The organism is Deinococcus cellulosilyticus NBRC 106333 = KACC 11606, assembly GCF_007990775.1.
GTDB lineage: Bacteria > Deinococcota > Deinococci > Deinococcales > Deinococcaceae > Deinococcus_C > Deinococcus_C cellulosilyticus.
Genome location: NZ_BJXB01000002.1, coordinates 71772 through 98026, shown reverse-complemented (window position 1 = coordinate 98026; position 26255 = coordinate 71772). Strand labels below are relative to the sequence as shown.

The window sequence follows — 26255 nt, the reverse complement described above, 5'->3', positions numbered from 1 at the left end:
AGGAGTGTGAACGATGAACATCAAAGCATTTCAGGGATCGGCTTTACTGCTTCTGACACTGGGACTTGCTGCATGCAGCCAGACGGACCTGCAAGGTGCGGCACCGGTGGGTGTGGTGAACAAACAGGCTGCAGTCCTGTCCGCGACTTTCACGACCAGCAGCGCCTGGGACAGTGGTTTCACCGGGGTGATCACGCTGAAGAACACCGGGGACACTGCGGTCAGCACCTGGAGCCTGAACTTCAAATTCAACGGCAACGCAGGCCTCTCGGGAACCCCCTGGGGTGCCGGTGGGAATGCCGTCAAGAACGCCGACGGTTCTTACACCATCACTCCCAACAGCTGGGGGGGCGGAAACATCCCCGCTGGGGGTAGCGTGACAGTGTCCTACTCTGGGACGGGCGTGTTCAGTGGTGTGACCGCCTGCACCATCAACGGAGCCAGCTGCTCCGGAACCCCCAGTGATACGGTGGCTCCCACAGTGTCTGCGACGGTGGCTCCTGCGACTTTGACGGCAGCTGGGACCGCGAAAGTGACAGCGACAGCGAGTGACAATGTGGGGGTGACGAAAGTGGAGTTTTTCCGCAACGGGACGCTGGTTGCCACGGACACCACTGCACCCTACGAGTACAGCCAGAGCTTTTCTTCGAGCAGCCAGAATGGGACGTATGCGTTTACTGCGAAAGCATTTGATGCTGCTGGGAACAACAAAACTTCTACAGCCACCAACCTGACAGTGAACATTCCTGGTACAGGCGACACTGTGGCCCCCACAGTCAGTGTGTCTGCCAGCCCCACCAACCTCACTGCCGCTGGGAACGTCACCGTTACTGCCAATGCCACAGACAATGTGGGCGTCAGCAAGGTGGAGTTCTATCGCAATGGTGCTCTCGTCGGAACAGACACCACCTCTCCCTACCAGTACAGCCAGAGCTTTGCCGCTGGACAGAATGGCACCTACAGTTACACTGCCAAAGCTTTTGACGCCGCCGGAAACAACACCACTTCCAGCGCGGCCAATGTCACGGTGAACATCCCCGTCCAGCCTGCCAGTCGCATCTATGTGGGATATGCAGGCACCTGGAACACCAGCCTGAATGATCTGGTTCCTGCCAACATCCCCAGCTACTACACTCACGTCAACATTTCCTTTGCCAACCCCAAACTGACCTACAAGAAGGGGGATTACCTGGTCAATGGCTTCAGTGACACCAACACAGGCCTCCAATTTGTGGAAGGTGCTGCTGCGAACCCCTGGAGCCCTCCGGTCAAGATGACCCCCGAGAACGCCAAAAAACTCATTGCCAACATCGATGCCCTGCAGGCCAGAGGAACCAAAGTGTACCTGTCGGTGGGGGGATGGACCTACTCCAACGACCAGCATGGCTGGGACAGCTACAACCCCAGCGGCCTGATTGACCTTGCCCAGGACCTGGGCGTGGACGGCGTGGATCTGGACTGGGAAGCACCCACAGGAACCTGCTCTGGTGATGCCACCAATTTCTCCTGCCCTGGAGATGCCAAGGCCATCGACATCCTCAACCGCACCCACGACACCATCCGTGCCAGAGGGCTGAGCATGGGCATCTCCATTGCCGCATGGTCCACCGGAGCCTACTACGTGAAAGGCACCCAGTGGGAAGAGGGCAAAGTGCAGTGGGGTTCACCTTACGGCGGCACCATGTACAACCTGGTCAAACAGCAGGGCAGCAAGCTGAGCCACATCAACCTGATGTCCTACGATGCAGGCACCTACTTTGATCCCCGTGAATCCTTTGAATCCTACCGGGCCATTTACAGTGGACCCATCGCCATGGGCATCGAACCTGCGCCAGAAGGTGCGGGTGGAGCCACCCTCAAACTGTACAAAGAGGCAGGGGTGGATTACGGAGCCACCTGGCGCAACTTCATGTACGACGGCCTGAACGATGCCAGCAAGGCCTACAACGTCGAGACCCTCGCCAACTACGTGAAGACCAACGGCAAACCCGGAGACGGCATGATGATCTGGCAGATCTGGAAAGAGCGTGTGCATGCCACCCCACCTGCCGGTGCTGCTGGGGTGAACTCTGCAGGTCAGCTGATCTGCCAGATCCTGCAAATCACCAGCAACTGCAACCAGTCTGTCCCCACCCTTCCCAAACTCTAAATTCCTCTTCCTCCCAACACCCCGGAGCGGCAACTCCGGGGGTTTCTCTTGTGCAGATGTTTACCAATGTGTCACCTGAACACCAGAAAAGCCTGCTAAGGTGAAAGGCATGAAGTGGTGGCGTTATTTCCTTCTTGTGGCATGCACTTTCACATCTCTGGCCTTTGCTCAGGACCCCACGGAGGGTGGCGTTCTGGACCCTGAAACCCCTGAGAACATCACCATTCCAGACCTGCCTGCAGCCAATGTGCGGCATGGCGTGATGGGGGTGTGGGTGCGCCCTGATCCCAGACAGGACACCTATACACTTATGGATTCTTTAAAGAAGGAAGGGTTCACCGATGTTTTTGTGGAGGCTTTTTATCACGGCATGACCATTTATCCGTCTGCCATTGCCCCCATGCGCCCAGAGCTGACCGGACGCGACCTCCTCAATGAGTATGTGGAGGCTGCTGCGCGCACTGGATTGCGGCTTCATGCCTGGCTGGAAGTCTTTTACTGGGCTCCTCCAAAGCAGTACGGGGTCAGTGGAGGCCTGCTGGAAGAGCACCCCGAGTGGGAAACCCTGAATTCAAAAGGGGTCCGCAGCAGTGACACGGGCCTTCACATGGGTTTCGCCGATCCGGCCATTTATGAGGTGCGCAAGACCGTTTATGACCTGAGCACCGAACTCGCTGAGAATTACCCAAATGTCGGTTTGCACCTCGATTACCTGAGGTACCCCTCCAAAGATGATTTTGGTTACAACCCCGTTGCGGTCAAAATCTTCCAGGACCAGACCGGAACGAAAGCAGGGGTCACCAACATGAAATGGTATGCCTTCCGACAGGATGTGCTGGCCCAGGCGGCAGCAGGCATGAGCCGTGCTTACCACCAGGCCGGAGGGCAGGGTCTGGTGACCGCAGCAGTGAATGCCTATTATCCCCTCTACAAGCCCGAAACCCAGCAAGTCTGGACGAAATGGCAGGGGGTGGATGTGTTCATCCCGATGGCTTACAGCACCAACCTCACCGCACTGAAAGTGCTCGGGTACACCCTGCGCACCAGAAGCAAAAAACCCATCTGGATGGGGTTGCAGGTCGGCCCTGAATACCCGGGCCTCACCAGTCAGATGAATGTGCTCAGGCCTCAGGGATTCAGCAACTTTGTGGTGTTTGGTCGCAGGTGACAGTGTGAGGACGCAGGAGCATGCTATTTTGAGAACCATGCGTGTTTTGGTTGGCAAAATCAGTGACCTTCCCGAAGGTTCTCAGAAAAGCGTGCGTGTGGGCCGCCAGAGTGTGCTGGTGGTCAACCATCAGGACCAGTTCTATGCCCTCAGGAATGTCTGCACCCATGAAAGTGTGCCCCTTGAAGGCGGGCGGGTGGAAGACGGCCAGATCACCTGTGAGGCCCACGGTGCCCGATTTGAGCTTGCCACAGGCAAGGCCACAAAAATGCCTGCCGTCAAAGCCGTCAGGCTCTACAAGGCTGTGGTGGATGGGGAAGACCTGTACGTTGAGGAACTCTGAACCTCAGGGAACAACACAGCAACCAGACTCGGGGAAACCCGAGTTTCTTTTTGCCATTTTTACAGGCGTTCAAGCAGGCCAGACAGAATGTGCCAGCTGACAGCAAAGGAAACCACCAGTACCGTCAGGTACCCGGCAATCTGCAGCCTGTCTTTTTTCTTCGGTTGCAACATGAGGCCCTCCAGAGGACGCTACGAGAGAACCCGCATGAAAGTTCCCTGAGATCGTGACGTGGTGGGATGTGCTCACCATCGGCTTTTCTCAAAAACTGGATGTTACAGTAAATGCAGGTGATGTGATGAACCCCCTACAATTTCCTGAGCATCTGCAATTGATTGAAAATATTCATTTCAGCAATCATGGCGTTTTGTTGGATCTTCTGGAACCACGAGAAATTTCGAGTGCTCCCAGGCCTGCCATCATTCACATTCATGGTGGAGCCTGGGAAATGTTTGGAAAGTGGCCTGTTTCAAATGTTTTTCTGGCAGAAGCAGGGTTTTTGACCATCAGCATTGATTACCGACTTGCTCCTGCTTTCAGATTTCCGGCCCAGATTCAAGATTGCAAAACCGCTGTGCGCTGGTTGCGGGCCCATGCAGAACAGCTGTACATCGATCCAGACCGGATTGGTGTGTGGGGCATCAGTGCAGGAGCCCACCTCGCAGCGTTGCTGGGCACCACTGCAGACCGCCCAGAGCTCGAAGGCAGCAATGCAGGCTGGAAAGGTCACAGTTCCAGGGTGCAGGCAGTGGTCAATGTCTCAGGGGTCACTGATTTTTTTGATCCGGGTTACCCGATCAACACCCTGAAACTCTTCGGTGGGCCCGTGAAGGAGCATCCTGATCTGGCCCATCTTGCCAGTCCCGTCCGTCATGTCACTGCAGACAGTGCTGCATTTTTGCACCTGCATGGTGAAAGAGACCAGCACGTTTTTCCCTCTCAGGCGATGCGGATGCACCAGGCGCTTCTGGAAGCAGGGGCTCAGAGTCAGCTGGAATGGCTCTCTGGTGACCACTTCATCAATGAAACCCATCAGAACACCCTGGAAGCCCACATCCTCAAGTTCTTTCAGCAGCAATTGATGCCCGCCTCTTCCCTGACCCCATTTGTTCACAAAAATTTTCTGGCAATGGATAAACATTGATTTGAAGCAGCAACAAAAAAACCCCCGGAAATTCCGGGGGTTTCTGGACTTTAGAAATGGCTTCTGACAGAGGATCTTTTAAAGATCAGTAGCGCTTGCGGCTCTGGTAAGGACGTTTGCCGCCCTCACGGTTGCCAGCGTACACACCTTCACGGTCGCTGTTGCCCCGGTAGCCGCCGCGATCTCCACCACGGTCGCTGCCGCCCTCACGGTTGCCACGGTATCCGCCGCGATCTCCGCCACCACGGTATCCACCACGGTCACCCTGACGGGGGCCACGGTCGTCGCGCTGGGGGGTTTCGAGCAGTTCGGGGAGTTCTTCGGTCTTCACAACCTGAACTTTTTCTTCCAGGGGGCTCAGGGCCAGCAGGTCTTCCACACGGTCGGTGGGGATGTCTGCCACTGCGCCACCTTCAAAGAGACGCACTTTGCCCAGGGCGCGGGATTCGATGTTGAGACCACGTGCGATCAGAGCAACAGCTCTGGGAACAGTCATTCGGGGAGCACGGAGAGTGACGGTCACGAAGTCTTCTTCACCACTCAGCAGGCTGACGCTGCGAGGGGCTTCGGTCACACCGGCAATGCGGGCCAGTGCTTTGGCCAGGGCTTCCACGCCGAGTTGGGCGATGAGCTCTTCGGCCTGTCCCAGGAACATGCTGCTGATTTCATCGGGAACATTTTTGACCATGTTCGCAACGTTGCGCATGTTGGAAGCGTACACCTCGGCCTGGGTTGGGGGTTCGATTTTCTCGAAGCGGGCTCCGGTGGCGTTCTCCAACTGGCGGATGGCGTACTGCTCTTTGGGAGCGTACATCACGATGGCGACACCATTGCGTCCTGCACGGCCCGTGCGGCCAGAGCGGTGCACGTAGGACTCGTGATCCTGGGGCACGTGGTATTGCACAACAACGTCCACTTCGGGAATGTCCAGACCACGTGCGGCCACGTCGGTGGCGACCAGCACGCGGGTGCGTCCGCTGCGGAAGGCAGCCAAGGCGCGTTCACGCTGGGCCTGGGCGAGGTCGCCGTGCAGGCCTTCGGCTTCGATGCCACGGCCAATCAGCTCAAGGGCGAGTTCATCGGCTTCACGCTTGGTGCGGGTGAAGACAATGGCACGCTCGGGGTTGTAGACGCTCAGCAGGTCCACCAGCACGCGGGTGCGGCTGCGGCCCACTTTGACGGCCAGGTGTTTCACGGTCTGGGCGGCTTTGGGGGCGTCTTCACCGATCAGGTCCACCGTCACGGGGTTGCGCATGTACGCACGGGCGAGACGGATCACTGAGGGGGTGAGGGTGGCGCTGAACAGCAAAGTCTGGCGGTCTTCGGGGGCGTGGCGCAGAATGGTTTCCACCGCTTCTGCGAAGCCCACGTTGAGCATTTCGTCTGCTTCGTCGAGCACAGCGAACTGCACTTCATCCAGAAGGAGGGTTTTGCGCTCCAGGTGATCGATGATGCGTCCAGGGGTGCCCACCACGATGTCCACACCACGGGTCAGGGCTTTTTCCTGCAGCACGTAGCTGGAACCACCATAGATGGTGGTGATGGAGAGGTGAGGTGCGCTCTGGTTGAATTCTTCGGCGATTTGTTTGGCCAGTTCCCGGGTGGGGGCCAGAACCAGTGCTCTGGGAGCACGGCCATAATCTTTGCTGGGGGCCAAGCCTTCAATGATGGGAAGTGCGAAGGCCAGGGTTTTGCCCGTTCCGGTGCGAGCGCGTCCGATCACGTCTTTCCCGTTGAGGGTGTGAGGGAGGCTTTCGGCCTGGATGGGGCTGGGGGTAACGATGCCACGCGCGGCAAGACGAGAAACAACCTCGGCGTGGAGGTCAAAATCACTAAACTGCATTTGTAACCCTTTCTTGGGTAAGTGCTCCCCCAAGAAAGTCCTGTCCAGAGGTGGCTTACCCACTGGTCTGATACAGTGTAACTTTTAAAACGTTACATCTTCAGACCAACCGTTCTATTTTACACTCTCTGCCTTCTGTTTGCAAGTGGACAGGTGGTTGCGGGCCCATTCATCAATGGCATTCACCACACCCTGGAGTTCCACACCAGCAGGAGTGAGGCTGTAACTGGAGCGTGGGGGCATCAGGGACAACACTTCTTTCTTGACCAACCCCAGGCCTTCCAGGCTCTCCAGGCGGTGGGTCAGGGTGGCGGGGTTGCAGCCACCGACGGCACGGGAGAGTTCGTTGAAGCCACTCGGACCTTGCAAGAGGGTGCGGATGATGTGAAGCGTCCACTTCTCCTGCAAGATCTGGATGGCGTGGTGTACGGGACAAAAACCATCTTCACTCATACCATCAGTATAGCGCACTTTGGGGAATGCAATATAAGTCACATAACAATTTAAAAAACATACTACTATGAACTTATGAGCGATTTGAACAATACCCTGACCCGCACCCTCACCGTCAAAGAAGCCATCGAGACCCGTCACAGCATTCGCAAGTTCGAACCCACCATGCCCAAAGAAGACCTGCTGGAAATCCTGCGTCTGGCCAGCCTCGCCCCCAGTGCATGGAACGCCCAGACCTGGCGTTTCGTGGTCGTCGAAACCCCCGAAGTGAAAGAAAAACTTCAGGCCGCTGCTTACGGTCAGACCCAGGTCACCTCTGCCCCCTACACCATCGTGATCTACAGCGACATGGAAGACGTGCTCGCCACTGCTGAAGAAACCTCTCACCCCGCATACGGTGAGGAAGGCAAGGCCCGCCAGCGCCAGACCTTTGAGGGCGCTTTCGGTTCCCAGTCTGTGGAAGCCCGCGCTGCATGGGCCAACACCCAGGCCAACATTGTGCTGGGTTACCTCCTGATTGCCACCCGTGGCCTCGGATACGACAGCGTGCCCATGCTGGGATTTGAGCCTGGCAAAGTCAAGGAACTGCTCGGCCTGCCTGCCCATGTGCAGATTGCTGCCATCCTGCCTGTCGGTAAAGCCGCTCAGGAAGGCCATCCCCACCACCGTCACAGCGTCGAGCGCATCACCCGCTTCGCCTGATTGAAACCGATTTGAACTGTAAAAAGAGCATCCCATGGGATGCTCTTTTTTGTTGCTGAATTATTACTTCAGGGCTTTGAGCAGGGTGTCCCTGTTGTACCGCATCATGCCATAGTAGTCGCTGCTCAGTTTGCTTCCTTCAGGGTCAAGAACAAAGAGCTTCACGCCAGCGCTTTCAGCAATGGTTTTTGCTGCAGTTTCGGGAAGCTGAGGTTCTGCAAAGACCGCTTTGACCTTCTTGCTGCGGATCAGTTTGACCACATCTGTGACGTAGCGGGCACTGGGCTCTTTTCCGGGGAAGGGCTCAATGGCCGCAGCCACTTTCAGTCCGTAAGCCCGTGCAAAATAGTTGAAAGCCCCATGAAAGGTGACGATGTTCTGTCCTTTGACCTGACCCAGGGTGGACTTCAACTCCGCATGCAGTTTCAGCAGCTTCTGGTTTTCAGCTTTCGCCCGTTGCTGGTAGTAAGCAGCGTTTTTGGGGTCGACTCTGGCAAGCTCCGCGCCTGCGCGGGTGGCGGCAAGTGCCATCAGGCTGGCATCCAGAAAAATGTGAGGATCGGTGCCTTCATGGCCGTGCTCATCGTGATGTTCTTCTTCGGTTTCTCCGGCGTGCTCTTCAGCCAGGATGGGTTTAAACTTCAGCACCTCACCAAACTCCAGCACTTTTGCCTTTGTTCCGCTGTTCTTGATGACCCCGGTCAGCCATTCATCGAGGCCCAGACCATTCATGAAAACCAGCTGGGCTCTTGAAAGTGTTTTGATGTCGGCAGGCGCAGGAGAAAAGGTTTCAGGGCTGGCTCCAACAGGCACCATGCGGGTGACCTCTGCCCGGTCTCCAGCAATGTTCTTGATGATGCTGTAGTAGGGCTGGATGGTCACCACCACGTTTGTTTTGGCATGGGCACTTGCACCCAGAGCGATCAGAAAAAGAACGGCACGTTTCATACCGATTAATGATACTTGATTATCAAGTGATCAGATGAGAGAAAAGCACAAACTCCCATCTGTTGATGGGAGTTTGCAGATCCGAGAACCAGAATTTACTGTGCGGAGACACCGGAAATGCTCTGAATCCAGCTGGCGTACTTGCCCACACGGGTATAGACACCTTCACCTCTGCATTCCTCAGGTCCATAGCTCACGATGCCCAGAATGTAGTTGCGGTTGTTGTAACGGCGGGCCAGAGGACCACCGCTGTCCCCATTGCAGGAATCCTTGCCCTGGTAGTAAGGTCCACAGATGGTGTTGGCAGGGGTGCCTCCACACTGGGACCCATCTGGAGTGATGGGAATGGTCACTTCGCGAAGCTGGTTGGAAGAGGAGCCGTACTCGGTGATGCCCCATCCAGACACGGTGGCCATCTGACCTGATTGAACCAGCGTGGAATCCACTGTGCTGCTGGGAATGGCCCCTGGGGATGCGTACTGGTGGGTCACATTGGCAGACAGTTTCAGCAGAGCAATGTCATACCCGTAGCCCACATTGGAATAACTGGGGTGGATGTAGATGTTCGAAACACTGACGGTTTGACCTTCGCTGGAGTTTGCAAGGTTGTACACCCCTGCACGGACCTTGATGCCAGAGGCACTGAAGCCCTTCACGCAGTGGGCTGCAGTCATCACCCAGTTGCTGGCAATCAGGCTTCCTCCACACCAGTTGCGGGTGAGGTAACTGGAGCGCTGTACAGCCACCATGTAAGGACGGCTGCCCACAGCACTGACCGTCCCATAGACGATCTGGGGGGCCACTTCATTGTTGCTGTTTTCTGCGGCGGCTTCGGGTGTGCCCACAGAACCACAGGCTGTGAGGGCAGTGGCAGCAAGAGCGAGGGCCATGAGTGAACGCAGTTTGATCACAACATTTCTCCTTTGACAGCACCTTTGATCAGGTCTGCACATGAATTTTTGAGTGAGTGCAATCTAACACGGTGTATACAATTTTTGAAACCCGGGGGAAGCCCTTATACACGATTGAACCAGACGCTGATCCAGCCTGAAACCCCTTCCAATGTGTAACACTTTTGCAAAAAAGCACTGGCGAAACTCCGCAAGTGGTATCACATCCAGACAGCCATCAGCATTTGTGGCCCAAACCATCAAACTGTCAGATTGCTGCTTTGCATGTCAAAGCCAGCCATGTTCAGATGCAGGCATGACACATCTTCAAAAACCTGTGGTGATCGCCTATTACGCCAGCTGGAAAGCCCCTGTTTACCCTGTGCAGCAGATTCCAGCAGATCAACTGACCCACATCTATTACGCATTTGCCCATGTGTCTGCAGATGGATTGTGTGTTCTGGGAGATCCACAACTTGATCTGCACCAGGAATCAGGGGTCCAGTTCGGAGCAGGGGAGGGGAGCCTCAGAGGCAATTTTGCCGCCCTGAAACACCTCAAGGAACAGCATCCACACCTGAAGATCCTGATCTCCATTGGAGGATGGGGAGCTTCTCAGCACTTCAGTCCCATGGCCCAGACTGCAGAAAGCCGTGCCCGGTTCATCGATTCAGCCATCAGCCAGTTTTTGCTGGGGAGTTTCCCAGACATCCACCCAGAAAATGCCATCGGAATATTTGATGGATTTGACCTGGACTGGGAGTATCCCACTGAAGGAGGTCTGGAAGGCAACCTGCACCATCCAGAGGATGCACAGAACTTCACTTTGCTGATGCAGGAATTTCGAGTGGCCCTCGACCTTCTGTCGCAGGACACAGGCCAGCACTATGAACTTTCCATTGCAGTTGCAGCAGCACCAAAACGCATCACAAATGACCTGCACCTGAAAGACCTGTCAGAGATTCTGGAACGCATCAACCTGATGACCTATGACTTCACAGGAGAGGTGGGTCCTGTAACCACCTTTCACAACAACCTCTTCGCTGTAGAGGGTGCACCTTTCGACCTGCAGTACAGCACCCACCTGACCGTTCAGACTGCTTTGAGACTGGGTGTAGTTCCTGAGAAACTGGTGCTTGGCTTGCCCTTCTATGGCCGGATGTGGAGAGGGGTGAACCGGGACAACAACGGACTGTACCAGCCCAATCCCGGCGAATTCTCTGATGTGGATCTCAGCTACAGAAACCTGATCGACAAATATCTTGTCCCAGAAAGTGGCTTTGAGCCTTTCTACCATCTTGAAGCCGAAGTGCCCTACCTGTTCAACCCAGACAGTGGAGAATTCATCACATACGAGAATCCCCGATCCATTCGCTCAAAAGTGTTTTACGGCAAGGCACGTGGCCTACAAGGAGTGATGTTCTGGGAGCTGGCGCAGGACAATGGGGAACTTCTCAACACCATCCACCAGATGCTGGACAAGCAGGACTGAAAATCAATGATGCCTCTGAGACTTAATCTTTGGTAAAGGGTTCCTAAAACGGATGTGAACGGCAGTCTAATGGAAAAACCTGCCCGATGGGGCAAACTGAGGCCATAAGGTTTTGACCTGACTTCATGGCTGGAGCCCTGAATCAGCAGTACAAATCTGAAAACAAGCATAGATTTGTGCTGCTGAAGTGGATGCTGCCAGCAATTGAACCTGGAGGATGCTCATGAAAAAGTGGCTTTTACCCCTGTTTGGAACACTTGCCCTCGCTGCTTGCAGCAACGCTTTGATTCTGACTTTGACCAGCAGCATGGACATCAGAACCGAGTACCGAACCGCAGGTGGCGAGTACGTCGGCTGTGACAATGTTGAACCCCTGAACAGCAATACACCTTCCATCACAACGACCCTGGTGGCTCTGAGATTCAATACCAACGCCGATCTGGATTCCGCAGAACTTGGACTTTACAGCACAACCCTTGGGAAGGTGGACCCTGGCTTCAAGACTTCAGTTCCAGCCAATCAACTGAACAGCAATGCCACATCATACTCTTTTGTGTTCAAGGCAGACACCAGCAACAACAACCCACTTCCTGCCCAGGTGGGCAAACAGGGAATTGTGGTGGTTCCCAAAGGGGAGGACAAGATCAAGATTGTCTCGGTGGGAAATCAACAGCCTCTGGGAGCGTTTAAGGGATGGGTGCAGGCCACCGCCGATGGAACCAGAGCCACATTTGTCTCAACCAATTCCTTCAAGGTTTACAACCGTTGCTCGATTGAACAAATCACCACTGAAGACATCGCTTTCAATTGATTGTGAATTACAAAGGAGCACTGGTTGACCAGTGCTCCTTTGTGGTGCGCTTGATCTTGCAGTTGACTTTCCAGAAAAGTCAGCCTGGGAGGCGGGCCGATCCTGCCTCCAAATGAAAAAGCCCTGCAAATTTGCAGGGCTTTTTCATGATGTTCAACGGACAGTCTGTGGATTGCCGCTACCTGTACCTTCTTTAAAAGGAGAGTACTGCCCTTCGAGCAGTTGAATGAGCACCTCCATCTGCTTAAGGGTGGCCCGTGTGATGGGCTCTTTCTTGCCCTTTTGCATCATCTTGGCGAATGGTGCACCCGTGAAAGACAGTTCCTGCTGGAATTTCAATTCAGTGCCATTCTGTTTGAGGTCCCGTTTGACAATCAGGTCCACCCCTTTGACAAAGGGGATTTGCAGCACGAAGCTCTCAAGCATTTCGCACTTGATGACCGTAAACGTTCTCGAAGTGCCATCTTTGTAATTCAGGGTTCCGGTGACCCCCTGACGGAAAGGACCGGACAGCTCTGCAGAAGCAAGGTCGGTGTCCCAGGTGGGCCAGTGTTTTGCCTGGGTCCAGAGCTGCCAGAGGGCTTCTTTTGACGCCTGGGTTTGTGCTTCATAGGTGCAGATGTGCATGGTCGGTTCCCTCCCGGACTCAGATGCCGTATGGATTAAGGCAAGCTTATAAAATGGGGTCTTTCCAGAACATTACAACAGGCTGTAATGACTGGGTGAGACTGCTGAAGACCAGTGGCGATCAGTCAGGATGCACAGTGATATGAAGTCTGGTTTCAATTTACTCTGAAAGCTCTTTCAATGCAAAAGAAGACAGGGGGACTCCCTGTCTTCTGTGAGCGTTATAGCTTATTTGTTGAGAACCTGTTTGACCAGATCGATGATCTGGGGCATGGTGTCTGCCACAGGCACGTTGGCATCCGCAAAAGCTGCGAGTTTAGACTCGGGGGTTCCCACGTTGCCCATGATGATGGCTCCGGCGTGACCCATGCGCTTGCCTTTGGGGGCACTGCGCCCACTGATGAAAGCCACCACGGGCTTCTTCATGTGGTTCTTGATGTACTCTGCAGCGGCTTCCTCGTCAGCTCCACCGATTTCACCAATCACCACAACAGCGTCGGTCTCGGGGTCGGCTTCGAAGAGGGGCAGCACATCAGCGAAAGTGGTTCCGATGATGGGGTCCCCACCGATGCCCACAGTGGTGCTGGTGCCCAGACCGGCGTCACCGAGCAGTTTGGCTGCTTCGTAGGTGAGGGTTCCGGAACGGGAGATCAGACCAATGCGGCCTTTTTCGCTGTAGATCTTGTTGGGCATGATGCCGATCTTGGACTCGCCACTGGAGACCAGACCGGGGCAGTTTCCACCGATCAGACGGATGCCCTTGCCACCTTCAGCGAGGCTCACAGCGTTCAGCTGCTTGACTTCCTGCACGGCACGCATCATGTCGATGGTGGGCACGCCCTCGGTGATCAGGACGATCAGGGGCACGCCAGCGTGGGCAGATTCCAGCACAGCATCGGCAGCACCGGCGGGGGGCACGAAGATGATGGAGCAGTCGATCTGGTGGTTGGCCTGGGCGTCACGGACGCTGTTGTACACAGGCAGACCTTCGTGGGTCAGACCGCCCTTGCCAGGGGTCACACCTGCAACCACCTGGGTGCCGAATTCGCGCATGGCTTTGGTGTGGTTGGCCCCTTCGCGGCCAGTCATGCCCACCACAAGCACCTGGGTGTTCTTGTCAATCAGGATACTCATTTGTTGGCCTCCTGGGCGGCAGCTTCTGCAGCCTGGAACATGTCGGGGTACATCTGGATCAGGTCGCTGTTGACTTCGGCCAGGAGTGATTTGGCTTCTTCCTCGGCGGTACCGGCAATGCGCATGCGTACGGGCTTGGTGAGGATGCCATCTTTCAGGGCCTGAATCACGCCTTTGGCCACCTCATCAGCGCGGGTGATGCCCCCGAAGATGTTGATGAAGATGGCTTTCACGTCGGTGTCCTTGGAGACCAGTTTCACAGCGTTGTACACGATGTCGGCGCGGGCGCCACCACCGATGTCCAGGAAGTTCGCAGGTTTGGCCCCGGCGCGGTTCACCACGTCCAGGGAGGTCATCACGATGCCTGCACCGTTTCCAAGCACGCCCACGTTGCCTTCGAGTTTCACGTAGGCGAAACCGTAGTTGCTGGCTTCAATTTCCAGGGGGTGTTCGGCTTCCAGTTCGCGCCAGTCGGCGAGGTCCTTGTGGCGGTACATGGCGTTGTCGTCCACGTCGAACTTGGTGTCGAGGGCAAGCGGAATTCCGTCTTCGCCGACGAACAGGGGGTTGATTTCCACCAGGTTGGCATCGAGTTCGAAAGCAGCCTTGCTCATCTTGACCATCATGTCGGCCAGTTTGTTGAGGTTGCCTTCAAAGCCTGCCTTGAGGGCAATTTCGCGGGCCTCGTAAGGGCGCAGGCCGGCAACGGGGTCCACGCGGTGCTTGATGATGGCTTCGGGCTTCTCGACAGCGAGTTCCTCGATTTCCATGCCACCCTCGGCGCAGGCCATCAGGGTGTAGGACTGCACGTTGCGGTCCACGATCATGCCGACGTAGTATTCTTTGCCTTTGTCGATGTCCACGGCTTTGGTGACGAGCACCTTCTTCACGGTCAGACCCTTGATGTCCATGCCGAGAATTTTCTGGCCGTTTTCATACGCTTTGTCAGGGGTGGGGCTGAACTTCACACCACCGGCTTTGCCACGTCCGCCGACGTGGACCTGGGCCTTGACGACCACAGCCTGACCGTATTCCTGAGCAATCTGGCGAACTTCGTCGGGCGTGTAGGCGACTTTGCCGTCCTGCACGTTGACGCCGAAACGCCGCAGCAGTTCTTTACCTTGGTATTCGTGGAGTTTCAAAATGTTCCTCCTTAGGGCCTTGACCCAAGTGCGCTTGTTCCATCCCGGAGTATACAGTGAAAAGTTAACCCCGGTTAACCACGTTACTCGGGATGTGACAGTCTGCATGTATACTTCCACCTGACACGTCGATCTTGCTGTCACTGCATCAGGACAACATCGCCAGTGGTTTACGCATGAGGTTCACCGTTTATCTGCACAGGTGAACGACAGGTAAACCACCTGTCCATTCGGGTTCTTTGTCCCTTTCATGGCAGTGAAATCGTGTGGGCGATGGCCCCCATTCTCTTAACATTTTGATGTCATCAGGTCTGTGAGGTTTGCAGGAGTTGTAAATGTGAAGGGGCGAGGCACGCCTCGCCCCTTCAGGACAAAATTTTCTACCTGAGAATCCCTTTTTCTTTTGCTGCCCTCAGCCATGCAGGCAATTCATTCAGCATCCGTTCGAACAACTGGTCATCCGAGATGTGCCTGAGGTCATCCACCGCGAAGAAATCTGCATTGTCCACCACGCGTCCTGGGAGGTCATCCAGCTTCTCGAGTACCCCGTAATTCTGTCCGGCCACCCCGATGAACTGCCAGAAGATCGGGTGATGGGAGCAGTCTTTCAGGATGCGAGTGATCTCCTCGGTTTTGTAGATCCCACCATCGGTGATGAAGACCACCAGCACAGGCTGGGTGGAATTCTTGTGGCGGTCCACCAGCGTGCGCATGATGGGGGGTTCGTTGTTGCCCACCCCCAGACCCTTGAAGATCTGCAGAAAAGCCCCTTTGACGTTGTTCTTCACGTAATTGTGGATGCTGTCCAGGGTGACATCTGGAGTCTGTTTGTGGTTGTCGGAGTAGAACCAGGTTTCCAGGGCACCATCATCGTCCAGACGCATGGCGACCACACCCACCCGGTCCACCACGGCCTGCACGGTGCCATTCTGGTAACTCGAGGTCATGCTGCCCGAGGCGTCCATCACCATCACCACTTTGACCACCACATCTGCGATCTGCTTTTTCTCCAGAATCACATTGACGGTTTTGACCAGACTGACCAGACCGGGAGCCTTCTCCTGGACTTTCTTCTCCAGAATCACTCCCTTGTTGAGGTTCACAGCAGGTTTCGCTGGCTGAGATGCAGGAGGGGTTGGAGCAGGTGGAGTGGGTGGGGGAGAGGCAGGCTCATCCGCTTCCTGACCTCCATAATTTTTCAGCAGGGCACTGAGGCCCCCGGCGAACCCCTGACCCAGGGCCAGAACACGCCAGACATCTTTGAGGTAGATCTCAGCCACAATGACAGCTTTCTCCTGCCCGAAATTCTGCCCTGCAAAGTTGAAGCGGGCTTTTTCCTGCCCCCCTTCCAGAATGCGGAAATGGCCCCCCTGAATCTGGGACATCACGCCATTGCCATCGATGGTGACAGCAAAAACCAGTTTCCTGATGCTGGAAGGGAGGCGAGAGAGGTCCACCTGAAACTGTTCCAGATCCCCCTGCTGGCTGCCCAGGAGTTTGAGGGCACCTTCTGGAGAGCTTTTCTGGTTGTAAAACACAAAATAGCGGTCATCTGACAGCTGGTCATTCTGATCCACCCCGAAGCAGGACACATCAAAGGTCATTCCTGCCCCCTGAATCCCAATGCCGATGGTGAGGTTCAGGCTGGAGGTGAACTGGGGCAACTGAGCACGTTGTCCCTGGGTGAGTTGAGTCATGAAATCCTCCTTACGTCTTTACTACGCATGAAGTGACCGCAACGTTTCCTGATCACAGAAACCTTCCTGTCAGACGCTATAGTCTGTGATCATGCGCATTCACACCCTCACCCTTTACACCGCAAAGCTGCAGGAGATGGCCGCATTTTATGCCCGTCTGGGATTTTCTGTTCATCAGGAGGAACATGCTTTTTCCCTGACTGCAGGTGCATCCACCTTGCGATTTGTTGCAAGAGAAGGCTTTTCTGGAGGTTATCATTTTGCTTTCAATGCCCCTGAGCACCTCATGCAGCAGGTTTTTGAGGACCTGAGGCAGAAGGTGGATCTGTGCTACATCCGGGAAGACCAGTCTTACTTTGCCGACTTTCAAAACTGGAATGCCCATGCGCTGTATTTTCTGGACCCGGATGGCAACATTGTGGAGTACATCGGACGCCACAACCTGAACCATCAGGATGCTGAAAACTTGCTGCCTTTGTCCATCAGCGAAATTGGGCTGGTGACCCGGGATGTTTCTGCCCTGATTGAGTGCCTGAAGGCACAGGTGGGGGTGGATCATTTCAGACCTGCACTGGCAGATTTTGCTCCGCTTGGAACCGATGAAGGGCTCTTTATTGTGAGCCGAAATGGCAGGCCCTGGTACCCTGTGGGTCATCCCGCAAAGTTGCTTCCCCTGGTGGTGGAGGTGGAAACCTCAGGTGGTCGTTTCAGGATGGAGGTTGAAGAAGATCCGCTTGATGGGCAAATCCAGCAGCTCTGATGCACCAATGATCCGCCAGTCAGCGGAGGTTACAGGGCGTGACGCTAGGCTTCATGTCGGGTCCAGGGTTCGAGCCCTTCCGGTACCATGAAAGCATGGGAACACTGCTTCAGCTCACAGATCTGCATTATGAAACCGAACGGAAGCTGCTGTTCGAGATTCCTGCACTCAGCATTTCATCTGGTGACAAAATTGCCCTGATGGGCCTCAATGGTTCTGGTAAAACCACCTTGTTTAACCTACTGACAGGCCGCCTGAAACCCCAGAGTGGCGTGATGTGGCAAACTGAGGGCCTCAAAATCACTTATCTGGAACAGAATCCAACCCTGCCCGAACAGCTCACCGTGATGGAAGCTGTTCGGGTTTTCAATCCGCATGTGGTGCAGGAGCAGGAACTGAGAAGTCTGGAAACCCAGCTGACCGAAAAACCCGAGCTTCTGGACCGCTGGGATGAACTTCACCAGCAGTACGAGCGTGAAGGCGGGTACACCTACGAGCACCGTGCAAAGAGCATCCTCTTTGTCCTGAGTCTGGGAGACAAACTGGACCAGCCACTGGGAACCCTCTCAGGAGGCGAAAAGACCCGTTTTGCGCTGGCCCTGAGCCTGCTGGATACGGGAGACCTGCTCTTGCTGGATGAACCCACCAACCACCTGGACATCCGCATGCGGGAATGGCTGGAGCACCGAATCAAACGCAGCAAACAGGCAGTGATTGTGGTCTCGCACGACCGCACCCTGCTGGATCAGGTGGCACAGAAGAGCTGGTACATCGACCAGCAGACTGTTCAGGTGTATCCGGGAGGGTTCAGCAAGACCCGCATGGAACGGGCCATCCAGCGCAAGACCCTGCAAAGGCTTCACCAGCAGACCTTGCAGGAGAAAATGCGCCTGACCGAGGTGGCAGATCAACAGAGCATGTGGGGAGCCAAACCCAACCCCATCCGCAGCAGGGTGGAGCACATCTCTGAGATTGACGCTCCACAGAAAGAACGCGAAATCCAGATGTTTTTCAGTGCTGGAGATGCCAGAGCACCAATGCTTTTGTGGGGCCGCAATCTGGCGATGCGGTACGGAGAGCGTGACGTCCTGAAGCAGGCCGACCTGAAGGTGCGCAAGGGGGACCGCATCATGCTGGTGGCCCCCAATGGCACCGGGAAGACCACACTGATGGAAATCCTGCTGGGCAAGCGGTACGCCACAGATCCCCAGGCAGAAGTGCGGTACTACACCACCCGTTTCAACTATCTGGATCAGGAACACCACGGACTGCTGGAAGAAGAGACCCTGAAAGAACAGCTGACCAGGGTGTACCAAGAGCGTACGGCCCGTACACTGCTGGGACAGTACGGCCTGGGCTGGGCGTGGGAAAAAACCCCTGCAGAACTCTCAGGAGGGGAGCGGGTCCGGGCAGGTCTGGCCCTGATTGCCCACTCCAAAGCAGATTTGCTCTTTCTGGACGAACCCACCAACCACCTGGACATTGAAACCCTGGAATCCCTGGAAAGGGCTTTAAACAGTTTTCAGGGGGCCTGCATCATCATCACCCACGACCGGATGTTTGCCCAGAACGTTGGGAACCGCTTCTGGACCATTGAGGAGGGTGTGCTGAAGGAATACAGCAGCCTGACCCGCACAGGGCCTCTGGACCCTTTCAGAGAACTGGCGGGAGATCCTCCTCCTCCACCTCCGCCTCCATCTCTGGATGAACGTGTTGTGGAGATGGAAGACCGCATGCAGGAGATCTCGAAACTGCTGCTGACCGAACTGACACAGCGAGAAGAAGGCAGGCTGCACTCCGAGCAGCATCAATTGCAGCAGATGCTGTACGAACTGTACGCCGAGAAGTACAGGCAGCCCAATTATGACCATCTGATTGTGGATTCGGGCTTGAAAATCATCTCGGACAGGCAAGAGGCAGGAATCACCTTCACTGCGCTCAATGCTCCTGGGTGTCCAGGTTTGATTTTTCAGGATGCAAAGCTGGAGTTTACTGCAGATTCAGCAGAACTCTGGTTCAGAAAGAGCCTGATCAGGGCAGCTCTCATCCTGTTGTTCGAGAGGTACAGGGAGACGAGGGTGAAGCTGCCAGAAGGTCAAGAGTATGCTCGCAAGGATTATTTGAGGGACAATTATATTCAGAATTGAAACCAGATGGTCCAGGCTGTTGTAAAGATTAAAAATAAAAATGAGAATAATGTTGATCGCTTGTCGGGGAAAATTTGCTCAGGGTGTCCAGATGGTAAGGCTTGATTGGATGAGATCTCGTCAATCACTACAATCTGAGTTTCCATGCTTTTTCTTTTGCTCCGCTCAATGAATATTGATTTTCAAAATTCATCTGAAATGCTCTAAAGTCAATTTATGCTCCATGGACGTTTTCTGGTCCAGCTGAGCTGTTGATGTTCGAAAGGAGACAAACATGATTGAAGGTCAAAAAGCCCCTCTGTGGGCCAATGCCACTGGTGGCAACCAGAATTCCCCAGGTCAGAAAATTCCTGACGGTGAGCCCCTCGACAACGTTGATGACAACAACCGTGATGGAGGGCAACCTCCAGTCGAAGGCACCCGTGGGGGAAGTGATGAAGCAGGAGGAAGCCGCCGGACCCAGGGCGAAGACCAGGGCAAGAGCGGTCTGGGCGGACAATAACACCGATTGATGCAAGGAGGACAGTTTAGGCTGTCCTCTTTGTTTTATTTGCCCTGACCAAATGCTGTGATCACCAGTCTTCTGGAGCCTCCACGTTCGCGGTGCTCCCCAAGATAAATGCCCTGCCAGGTGCCCAGGGCAAGTCTGCCGTCCTGAATGGGGATGTTCAGGCTGGCTCCAAGCTGACTGCTTTTGATGTGGGCAGGCATGTCATCTGGCCCCTCGTCATCATGTTCGAAATAGGGGGTGCTGTCTGGGACAGACCGATTGAAGTAGCGTTCGAAATCCCGTCTCACGTCTGGTGAGGCGTTTTCGTTGATGGTCAGGCTTGCTGAGGTGTGCTGGATGAAGACATTCAGCATGCCTGTTTTGACCTGGCTGATTTCGGGAATGGCTTGCAGGACTTCACGGGTGATCAGGTGAAAGCCCCGCGTTTTGGCTGGAAGAGTGAGGGTGTGTTGGAACCACAGCATGACCTGAGTATACGCTGACAGCTTAAGCTGAAAATACCATATTGACAATTTAAACTGTTAGAGTGACAATGAAGTCACATGGTGAACCTGCAAGCCTACCGCAGTGACAGCTGGAGCCTGGATGCTTTTGCAGAACGGGTCAACAAACTCCTGCCAGAGTTTCTGCCAACCGACAAGATGAACACCCGCATGCAGGACACGGTGAACCCCAGACTGATCCGCCACTACACCACGCTGGGTCTGCTGGACACCCCCGACCGTGAAGGACGCGAGGCCAGATACACCTACCGCCATCTCTTACAGCTTCTGTTGTTAAGGAAGATGCTGGCCGCGGGTTTCGCCACGGGGATCATCGCTCCCATCACCCAGGAAAAAAGCATTGAAGAACTCGAAGAACTGCTGCTGGGAAAAGAAGAGGTTGAGAGGCATCCAATGGAATTCTTCCGCAAGAGAGCAGTGGCGGAAATCGAAGAAGCGCCCCCCTTTCCTGCAGCACCTCCTGCAGCTTCAATGCCTGCACCTGCACCCAGCCTTCCAGACTTTCTGCAGTATGGCGATGACAGAGAACGCAAGAAAAAACGCAAAGCAGAAACCTACACCAGGGTGCCCATCTCTGAGGGCATCGAACTTCACCTCTCTGAAGATTTTCAACCCATCAAAAATACAACCCTCCTCCAGAAGATCCTCAGAAAAATCCAGCAGGCGTTAGAAGACTGAGCCTACCTCCTCCCGACCTCCCGACCTCTGGAGGTGTGGGTCCCCCATTCCCTGAAGGAGACACCCATGCTGAAACTTGAACTGCTTCCCATCAAAGCTGCCCTGCCCGAAAACACCCCCATCACCCTGGATGTGGTGCTGAAACTGACCCCCCCAGAGCAGGTGAAGGACCAGAAACGCTCCAGACTCAATGTGTCTCTGGTGCTGGACCGAAGTGGGAGCATGTCTGGCAAGGGCATTGAAAATGCCAGAAAAGCTGCCACCGAATGCCTGAGCCACTTTCAGGACGGAGACCGTGCCTCTGTGGTGATCTTTGACGACCAGATTGATGTGCTGGCCCCAAGCACCCTGATCACCCAGCCCAGCAGAATGCAACTGCAGCAACGCATCCGCACCGTGACTGCAAGGGGCAGCACCGACCTCCATGGAGGCTGGTTCAAAGGAGGCTTCCTGGTCAGTGAGCATTACCAGAAAGCCATGCTGAATCGCGTGATGCTGCTGTCAGACGGTCAGGCCAATGTGGGCATCACCGACCGCACCCAGATCAACAAAGAGGTGCTTGAACTTTCCGAACACGGCGTCAGCACCAGCACCTTCGGGATGGGAGATGACTACGACGAGGACCTCCTGATGGGCATGGCTGAAGCAGGTGGAGGCAACTATTACTATGTCAGCGACCCTGAAGGCCTCCCTGCGATTTTTGAGCAGGAACTTAAAGGTCTGGAAAGCACGTTTGGCAGAAGGGTCAGTCTGGGCATCACCACCCACTCAGGTGTGACCTTAGACGACGTGCTGAACAGGTACAGCACGGTCAACACCGGCAGGTACAAACTTCCCAACCTCAGATATGGGCAGGCCTCTGAAAGTGCTCTGAGGCTGAAGGTTCCTGAGTTGCAGGCAGGCCAGACTGAAGTGCCACTGATCACTGTGCGGGTGGCTTTCGACAGGGGAGAGGAGCGGGTGGTGCTGAAGCAAACGCTGAAACTTGGTGTGGTGCCAGCCGAAAAATACGAGGCCCTGCCCGAGAACATGGCGGTCAAAGAATACGTCACGTTGCTGGAAGTCACTCTGTTGCAGGAGGAAACCGTGGTTGGTGTGGCTGCAGGCTCTGTTGCTTACGATGCCGACCAGTTCGGACAGTACGCTGCAGCACTGAGTGCCCTTCCAGCTTCTCCAAGGGTGCAAGAACAGATTGATTCTCTGAATGCCGTGGCAGAACAGATTGAACGTGGAGACCTGCAAAAAGCCCGAAAGGAAAGCACGTTCAGAGCCTTTGCCCGCAAAAAGAACCAGCAGTAGCCCAGAGCCGAGCGATCAGTGCGACGCGGGCCGCCCCGCAAGCACGTTTTCAGATCAAGAGAGGGCCACGAGCAAATGATGCTTCAGCCAGATCAGGCATGGAACTGGAATGCGTTTGCATCAGCCTTTCAGATGCCCTCGGCTCTTGGCCCTCGGCCCTCGGCAGCTGTCAGCTTCCCCTGCCATTCCCATGCACCATTTCATGAATTCCTTTGCTATACTACCTAGCGTGACTGAAGAACTCATGACTGGTCGTTTTCACGGCGCCGCAGGATATGACGTGCGCTGTGCCCTGGACGGTGACTTTATCAAGGGTCGCGTTGGGGGAAAACTCGCAGGTAAAAGCTTTAACTTGGAGATCACTGAAACCGGTGTGCAGGGAACTGCCGCTGGCCTGAATGTGGAAGTGCATCTGCAGGATGGTGCCCTGGTGGGCAGCATCGGTGATCAGGAACTCACCCTCCGTGGCGTGGACCGTGTGACGGGCCGTCTCGGTGGTCCCATTGTGGGCTGGGATGTGGCTGCACAGCAGACCGGACACAAACTGGTGGGCCGTCTGGGTGGAACCGTGATCGGTAAAGATTTCGAGTTCAACCTTGGTGAAGCCCCAGGCTGGATTGGTGTGCTGGTTGCACTGGTGTCCTTCTACGTGTTTGAACAGGTTGCCTGAGGAGCTGCAAAGCTCCTCCTTCTCTATTGCAGGATGAAATGTCGGGACTTTCCGGCATTTTTTCTTTACAGCAAGGCTGTGTGATGGGCAGTGTACCTCTTGCAGTGAACGGTCAGATTTCGAACATCTCACAAAAAAATGCAAGGTTAAACTGTGGGCTGACTGCTTCCTGGACAGAAATAAGCCATTACATCTAGCCATCCCACCCCCTTCAGAAATTAGATCTAAGATTTAGCTCTATGCAGGAGAGGGTCCAGGCGGTTAAAGTAGATTTGTCTCAAAAGTGGTTTACTTGCAGTCCAGGTACACCACTAGCGAAGAAAGGGGTCAATGCATCATGGCAGATGTTACCAATGCGCGAGCCAGCCTCCCCACTGAGCAGCTCGCGAAACTCAACTCCGTGGAGTTGCAGGAATGGCTGGACTCCCTGGCGTACGTGCTTGCCAGCGCAGGCAATGAGCGTGCCCAGGAGATCCTCGAAGAACTCAAACAATTTGCTTACTTTCATGGCGTGAACATCCACCACAAACAAAACACGCCCTACATCAACACCATCCCCCCGCACCGCGAGCCCGAGTACCCCGGTGACATGGAGATGGAACGCCGCATCATGAACATCAACCGCTGGAACAGCGTCGCGATGGTGATCCGTGCGAACAAGAAGAGTGATGGCATTGGGGGGCACCTGTCCACCTACGCCTCTGCCGCCGAACTGCTGGAAGTCGGGTACAACCACTTCTTCCGTGGTCACGGTGCAGGCCAGGACCGTGACCTGATCTTCTTCCAGGGCCACTCCAGCCCTGGCATGTACGCCCGCAGCTTCCTGGAAGGCCGCTTCAACGAGAAGCAGATGGACCTGTTCCGCCGTGAACTGCAGGACGAACCTGGTCTCTCCAGCTACCCCCACCCCTGGCTGATGCCTGACTACTGGGAGTTCCCCACCGTCAGCATGGGCCTTGGCCCTCTGCAGGCCATCTACCAGGCCCGTTTCATGAAGTACCTGGAAAACCGTGGTCTGAAAGACAAAGGCAACGGCAAAGTCTGGGCCTTCCTGGGCGACGGAGAAATGGACGAACCGCAGTCCATCGGGGCCATCCGTTTCGCTGCCTACGAGAACCTCGACAATCTGGTGTTCGTGCTGAACGCCAACCTCCAGCGTCTGGACGGTCCTGTGCGTGCCAACTCCAAGGTCATTCAGGAGTTTGAGGCCCTGTTCCGTGGTGCAGGCTGGAACGTCATCAAGGTGATCTGGGACAGCAACTGGGACCGCCTGATCCAGAAGGACAAAACAGGAGCCCTGATCCGTCGCTTTGAACAGCTGGTGGACGGTGAATCCCAGCGTTACGCTGCATTCGGTGGCAAAGAGCTGCGAGAGCGTTTCTTCAACACCCCCGAACTGAAAGCATTGATCGAAGGCTGGTCGGATGAGGACCTGCAAAGCCTCAACCGTGGCGGTCACGACATGAAGAAGGTGTACACCGCCTACAAAGCGGCCACCGAGCACAAGGGCTCACCTTCCATCATCATTGCCCGCACCATCAAAGGATACGGCCTCGGTGAAAGTGCCCAGGCCAGAAACGTCGCACACCAGGTCAAGAAGCTCGACAACAAGAGCCTTCTGGGTCTGCGGGACTTCCTGGGTCTGCCCCTCACCGATGAGCAGGTCGAGCACCTCGAATACTACAACCCCGGTCCCGACAGCCCTGAGGTGAGGTACGCCCTGGAGCGCCGCAAGACCCTGGGTGGTCTGATTCCCCGACGTGAAGTGAAGGCCAAACCCCTCAACACCCCCAGCTTTGACTTCTTCAATGAGTTCTACGCTGGTTCCAATGGCCGCGAAGTGTCCACCACCATGGCCTTCGTGCAGGTGTTGAGCAAACTGATCCGCGACAAGGAAGTGGGTCAACTGGTCATCCCCATCATCCCCGACGAGGCCCGCACGTTCGGGATGGACGCTCTGGTGCCCAGGATCGGCATCTACAGCCCCAGAGGCCAGATGTACACCCCCGTGGACGCTGGCACCCTGATGGCCTACAAAGAGTCTGAAACCGGCCACATGCTGGAAGAAGGCATCACCGAAGACGGAGCCATGGCCAGCTTCATTGCAGCAGGCACCTCCTACGCCAACTTTGGTGTGCCCACCATTCCCTTCTATGTGTACTACTCCATGTTCGGGATGCAGCGCATCGGGGACCTGGTGTGGGCTGCCGGAGACCTGCGCTGCAAGGGCTTCATGATCGGGGCCACTGCAGGCCGAACCACCCTGAACGGGGAAGGTCTGCAGCACGAAGACGGCAACAGCCTCCTGCAGGCTTACGTGGTGCCCAACCTGAAAGTCTATGATCCTGCTTTCGCCTATGAAATCGCAGTGATCATTGAAGACGGTCTGAAGCGCATGTACCACGACATGGAAGACATCTTCTACTACATCACCGTGGAAAACGAGAACTACGTGCAGGCTGCCCTGCCCGACTACGAGCCCAGAGAGAAAGTCTTCGAGGGCATCATCAAGGGCATCTACCTGTTCAAGAAGAGCGGCGCAGAGAAGGCCAAACATCAGGCCCAGATTCTGGCCTCCGGTCCAGCGATCCTTGCTGCCCAGGAAGCCCAGGAACTCCTGAAAGCCTACGATGTGGACGCCTCCATCTGGTCTGTGACCAGCTACAAGGAACTGCACCAGGACGCTCTGGACGTTCAGCGTTACAACATGCTGCACCCCACCGCAGAGCCCCGCAAGTCTTATGTGGCCCAGCAACTTGAAAATGCCCCTGGTGTGCTCATCAGCGTGTCTGATTATGTGAAGCTCACGGCCGATGGCCTGAACGGACACCTCGACCGCAAAGTCTGGACCCTGGGCACCGACGGATTTGGTCGCAGTGAGAGCCGCGAAGCGCTCCGTGACTTCTTCGAAGTGGACGCCAAACACATCGTGGTGCAGACCCTCTATGCCCTTTTCAAAGAAGGCAAGGTCAAGGGTGAAGTGGTCGAGAAGGCCATCAAGGACTTCGGCATCAACCCGGACAGCCCCAACCCTGTGACCCGCTAAAACACACACCCACCCGAGACAACTTGAAAAGTCCCGGGTGGGTTCTTGCGGTAAAGTGGAAAAGGCATCTGTCATTCTGATCCTGTTGAAAGGAGTAC

The 26255-nt window shown here is 55.3% G+C and carries 23 protein-coding genes; 14 read left to right on the top strand and 9 right to left on the bottom strand.

Translation table 11 applies throughout. The features are described 5' to 3' along the window. Nucleotides 1–13: 13 nt before the first annotated feature. The 4 genes from DC3_RS02685 to DC3_RS02670 all read left to right on the top strand — a co-directional run bounded on the left by DC3_RS02685 (nucleotide 14) and on the right by DC3_RS02670 (nucleotide 4804). Nucleotides 14–2149: an Ig-like domain-containing protein gene (locus DC3_RS02685; RefSeq protein ID WP_146882076.1), complete on the top strand. Its 2136-nt coding sequence runs from the start codon at nucleotides 14–16 to the stop codon at nucleotides 2147–2149. A gap of 109 nt (nucleotides 2150–2258) precedes the next feature. Beyond that, nucleotides 2259–3317, top strand: coding sequence for a family 10 glycosylhydrolase (locus tag DC3_RS02680; RefSeq protein ID WP_146882074.1), 1059 nt, complete (start codon nucleotides 2259–2261; stop codon nucleotides 3315–3317). Between the two features lie 37 nt (nucleotides 3318–3354). Continuing rightward, nucleotides 3355–3660 carry a Rieske (2Fe-2S) protein gene (locus tag DC3_RS02675; protein WP_146882072.1) on the top strand — a complete coding sequence of 102 codons (306 nt, stop codon included), beginning with the start codon at nucleotides 3355–3357 and terminating at the stop codon, nucleotides 3658–3660. A gap of 298 nt (nucleotides 3661–3958) precedes the next feature. Further along, nucleotides 3959–4804, top strand: a complete 846-nt coding sequence (locus DC3_RS02670) for an alpha/beta hydrolase (RefSeq protein WP_146882070.1) — start codon at nucleotides 3959–3961, stop codon at nucleotides 4802–4804. An 85-nt stretch (nucleotides 4805–4889) separates the two neighbouring features. Here DC3_RS02670 and DC3_RS02665 read toward each other — a convergent pair whose 3' ends face one another. Continuing rightward, on the bottom strand, nucleotides 4890–6647 hold the full coding sequence (locus DC3_RS02665; protein WP_146882068.1) for a DEAD/DEAH box helicase: 1758 nt from the start codon (nucleotides 6645–6647) through the stop codon (nucleotides 4890–4892). A 114-nt stretch (nucleotides 6648–6761) separates the two neighbouring features. Beyond that, nucleotides 6762–7100, bottom strand: a complete 339-nt coding sequence (locus tag DC3_RS02660; protein ID WP_146882066.1) for a winged helix-turn-helix transcriptional regulator — start codon at nucleotides 7098–7100, stop codon at nucleotides 6762–6764. Between the two features lie 84 nt (nucleotides 7101–7184). Between DC3_RS02660 and DC3_RS02655 the strand changes: the two genes are divergently transcribed. Next, nucleotides 7185–7802 carry a nitroreductase family protein gene (locus DC3_RS02655; RefSeq protein ID WP_371863430.1) on the top strand — a complete coding sequence of 206 codons (618 nt, stop codon included), beginning with the start codon at nucleotides 7185–7187 and terminating at the stop codon, nucleotides 7800–7802. Nucleotides 7803–7865: 63 nt separating this feature from the next. On the opposite strand, the gene DC3_RS02650 is transcribed toward DC3_RS02655, so the two are convergent. Continuing rightward, complete coding sequence (locus tag DC3_RS02650) at nucleotides 7866–8750, bottom strand: metal ABC transporter substrate-binding protein (RefSeq protein ID WP_146882062.1); 885 nt, start codon at nucleotides 8748–8750, stop codon at nucleotides 7866–7868. Nucleotides 8751–8845: 95 nt separating this feature from the next. Next, nucleotides 8846–9661, bottom strand: coding sequence for a serine protease (locus DC3_RS02645; RefSeq protein ID WP_246130516.1), 816 nt, complete (start codon nucleotides 9659–9661; stop codon nucleotides 8846–8848). Nucleotides 9662–9956: 295 nt separating this feature from the next. Here DC3_RS02645 and DC3_RS02640 point away from each other — a divergent pair, with 295 nt between their 5' ends. Together DC3_RS02640 and DC3_RS02635 are read left to right on the top strand one after the other, a co-directional pair. Continuing rightward, the gene (locus tag DC3_RS02640; RefSeq protein WP_186815783.1) at nucleotides 9957–11132 is read left to right on the top strand and encodes a glycoside hydrolase family 18 protein; all 1176 of its coding nucleotides are present in this window, start codon (nucleotides 9957–9959) and stop codon (nucleotides 11130–11132) included. A 223-nt stretch (nucleotides 11133–11355) separates the two neighbouring features. Further along, nucleotides 11356–11943 carry a hypothetical protein gene (locus tag DC3_RS02635; RefSeq protein WP_146882058.1) on the top strand — a complete coding sequence of 196 codons (588 nt, stop codon included), beginning with the start codon at nucleotides 11356–11358 and terminating at the stop codon, nucleotides 11941–11943. 153 nt (nucleotides 11944–12096) lie between these two features. On the opposite strand, the gene DC3_RS02630 is transcribed toward DC3_RS02635, so the two are convergent. The 4 genes from DC3_RS02630 to DC3_RS02615 all read right to left on the bottom strand — a co-directional run bounded on the left by DC3_RS02630 (nucleotide 12097) and on the right by DC3_RS02615 (nucleotide 16543). Beyond that, the gene (locus DC3_RS02630) at nucleotides 12097–12570 is read right to left on the bottom strand and encodes an SRPBCC family protein (RefSeq protein ID WP_146882056.1); all 474 of its coding nucleotides are present in this window, start codon (nucleotides 12568–12570) and stop codon (nucleotides 12097–12099) included. Nucleotides 12571–12798: 228 nt separating this feature from the next. Next, nucleotides 12799–13704 carry a succinate--CoA ligase subunit alpha gene (gene sucD / locus DC3_RS02625; protein WP_146882055.1) on the bottom strand — a complete coding sequence of 302 codons (906 nt, stop codon included), beginning with the start codon at nucleotides 13702–13704 and terminating at the stop codon, nucleotides 12799–12801. Then, nucleotides 13701–14954, bottom strand: coding sequence for an ADP-forming succinate--CoA ligase subunit beta (sucC, locus tag DC3_RS02620; RefSeq protein ID WP_146882053.1), 1254 nt, complete (start codon nucleotides 14952–14954; stop codon nucleotides 13701–13703). The genes sucD and sucC overlap by 4 nt, the downstream gene beginning before the upstream one ends. Nucleotides 14955–15226: 272 nt before the next feature. Continuing rightward, the gene (locus DC3_RS02615; RefSeq protein ID WP_146882051.1) at nucleotides 15227–16543 is read right to left on the bottom strand and encodes a VWA domain-containing protein; all 1317 of its coding nucleotides are present in this window, start codon (nucleotides 16541–16543) and stop codon (nucleotides 15227–15229) included. Nucleotides 16544–16634: 91 nt separating this feature from the next. On the opposite strand from DC3_RS02615, the gene DC3_RS02610 reads away from it, so the two are divergent. The 3 genes from DC3_RS02610 (at nucleotide 16635) to DC3_RS02600 (ending at nucleotide 19952) form a co-directional block, all read left to right on the top strand. Further along, nucleotides 16635–17303 carry a VOC family protein gene (locus DC3_RS02610; RefSeq protein WP_146882049.1) on the top strand — a complete coding sequence of 223 codons (669 nt, stop codon included), beginning with the start codon at nucleotides 16635–16637 and terminating at the stop codon, nucleotides 17301–17303. Between the two features lie 95 nt (nucleotides 17304–17398). Continuing rightward, the gene (locus DC3_RS02605) at nucleotides 17399–19450 is read left to right on the top strand and encodes an ABC-F family ATP-binding cassette domain-containing protein (protein ID WP_186815782.1); all 2052 of its coding nucleotides are present in this window, start codon (nucleotides 17399–17401) and stop codon (nucleotides 19448–19450) included. Nucleotides 19451–19724: 274 nt separating this feature from the next. After that, the gene (locus tag DC3_RS02600; RefSeq protein WP_146882045.1) at nucleotides 19725–19952 is read left to right on the top strand and encodes a hypothetical protein; all 228 of its coding nucleotides are present in this window, start codon (nucleotides 19725–19727) and stop codon (nucleotides 19950–19952) included. Nucleotides 19953–19996: 44 nt separating this feature from the next. Here DC3_RS02600 and DC3_RS02595 read toward each other — a convergent pair whose 3' ends face one another. Beyond that, on the bottom strand, nucleotides 19997–20422 hold the full coding sequence (locus DC3_RS02595) for a secondary thiamine-phosphate synthase enzyme YjbQ (RefSeq protein ID WP_146882481.1): 426 nt from the start codon (nucleotides 20420–20422) through the stop codon (nucleotides 19997–19999). Between the two features lie 81 nt (nucleotides 20423–20503). Here DC3_RS02595 and DC3_RS02590 point away from each other — a divergent pair, with 81 nt between their 5' ends. The 4 genes from DC3_RS02590 to aceE all read left to right on the top strand — a co-directional run bounded on the left by DC3_RS02590 (nucleotide 20504) and on the right by aceE (nucleotide 26157). Then, nucleotides 20504–21142 carry a MerR family transcriptional regulator gene (locus DC3_RS02590; RefSeq protein ID WP_146882043.1) on the top strand — a complete coding sequence of 213 codons (639 nt, stop codon included), beginning with the start codon at nucleotides 20504–20506 and terminating at the stop codon, nucleotides 21140–21142. A 66-nt stretch (nucleotides 21143–21208) separates the two neighbouring features. Continuing rightward, on the top strand, nucleotides 21209–22441 hold the full coding sequence (locus tag DC3_RS02585) for a vWA domain-containing protein (protein ID WP_146882041.1): 1233 nt from the start codon (nucleotides 21209–21211) through the stop codon (nucleotides 22439–22441). Nucleotides 22442–22643: 202 nt separating this feature from the next. Next, complete coding sequence (locus tag DC3_RS02580) at nucleotides 22644–23111, top strand: hypothetical protein (protein ID WP_146882039.1); 468 nt, start codon at nucleotides 22644–22646, stop codon at nucleotides 23109–23111. A 337-nt stretch (nucleotides 23112–23448) separates the two neighbouring features. Beyond that, entirely contained in the window at nucleotides 23449–26157 is a 2709-nt protein-coding gene (aceE, locus tag DC3_RS02575; protein WP_146882038.1) for a pyruvate dehydrogenase (acetyl-transferring), homodimeric type, read from the top strand. Nucleotides 26158–26255: the final 98 nt, after the last annotated feature.

Excerpts from the sequence above, each read along its gene's own strand:
- DC3_RS02680 (WP_146882074.1), top strand. The coding sequence starts at position 2,259 with ATGAAGTGGTGGCGTTATTTCCTTCTTGTGGCATGCACTTTCACATCT.
- DC3_RS02630 (WP_146882056.1), bottom strand. The coding sequence starts at position 12,570 with ATGCACATCTGCACCTATGAAGCACAAACCCAGGCGTCAAAAGAAGCC.
- DC3_RS02685 (WP_146882076.1), top strand. The coding sequence starts at position 14 with ATGAACATCAAAGCATTTCAGGGATCGGCTTTACTGCTTCTGACACTG.
- DC3_RS02615 (WP_146882051.1), bottom strand. The coding sequence starts at position 16,543 with ATGACTCAACTCACCCAGGGACAACGTGCTCAGTTGCCCCAGTTCACC.
- DC3_RS02610 (WP_146882049.1), top strand. The coding sequence starts at position 16,635 with ATGCGCATTCACACCCTCACCCTTTACACCGCAAAGCTGCAGGAGATG.
- DC3_RS02590 (WP_146882043.1), top strand. The coding sequence starts at position 20,504 with ATGGTGAACCTGCAAGCCTACCGCAGTGACAGCTGGAGCCTGGATGCT.
- DC3_RS02640 (WP_186815783.1), top strand. The coding sequence starts at position 9,957 with ATGACACATCTTCAAAAACCTGTGGTGATCGCCTATTACGCCAGCTGG.
- DC3_RS02650 (WP_146882062.1), bottom strand. The coding sequence starts at position 8,750 with ATGAAACGTGCCGTTCTTTTTCTGATCGCTCTGGGTGCAAGTGCCCAT.
- DC3_RS02675 (WP_146882072.1), top strand. The coding sequence starts at position 3,355 with ATGCGTGTTTTGGTTGGCAAAATCAGTGACCTTCCCGAAGGTTCTCAG.
- DC3_RS02585 (WP_146882041.1), top strand. The coding sequence starts at position 21,209 with ATGCTGAAACTTGAACTGCTTCCCATCAAAGCTGCCCTGCCCGAAAAC.
- DC3_RS02665 (WP_146882068.1), bottom strand. The coding sequence starts at position 6,647 with ATGCAGTTTAGTGATTTTGACCTCCACGCCGAGGTTGTTTCTCGTCTT.
- aceE (WP_146882038.1), top strand. The coding sequence starts at position 23,449 with ATGGCAGATGTTACCAATGCGCGAGCCAGCCTCCCCACTGAGCAGCTC.
- DC3_RS02660 (WP_146882066.1), bottom strand. The coding sequence starts at position 7,100 with ATGAGTGAAGATGGTTTTTGTCCCGTACACCACGCCATCCAGATCTTG.
- DC3_RS02600 (WP_146882045.1), top strand. The coding sequence starts at position 19,725 with ATGATTGAAGGTCAAAAAGCCCCTCTGTGGGCCAATGCCACTGGTGGC.
- sucC (WP_146882053.1), bottom strand. The coding sequence starts at position 14,954 with ATGCAGACTGTCACATCCCGAGTAACGTGGTTAACCGGGGTTAACTTT.
- DC3_RS02605 (WP_186815782.1), top strand. The coding sequence starts at position 17,399 with ATGGGAACACTGCTTCAGCTCACAGATCTGCATTATGAAACCGAACGG.
- DC3_RS02635 (WP_146882058.1), top strand. The coding sequence starts at position 11,356 with ATGAAAAAGTGGCTTTTACCCCTGTTTGGAACACTTGCCCTCGCTGCT.
- sucD (WP_146882055.1), bottom strand. The coding sequence starts at position 13,704 with ATGAGTATCCTGATTGACAAGAACACCCAGGTGCTTGTGGTGGGCATG.
- DC3_RS02580 (WP_146882039.1), top strand. The coding sequence starts at position 22,644 with ATGAATTCCTTTGCTATACTACCTAGCGTGACTGAAGAACTCATGACT.
- DC3_RS02670 (WP_146882070.1), top strand. The coding sequence starts at position 3,959 with ATGAACCCCCTACAATTTCCTGAGCATCTGCAATTGATTGAAAATATT.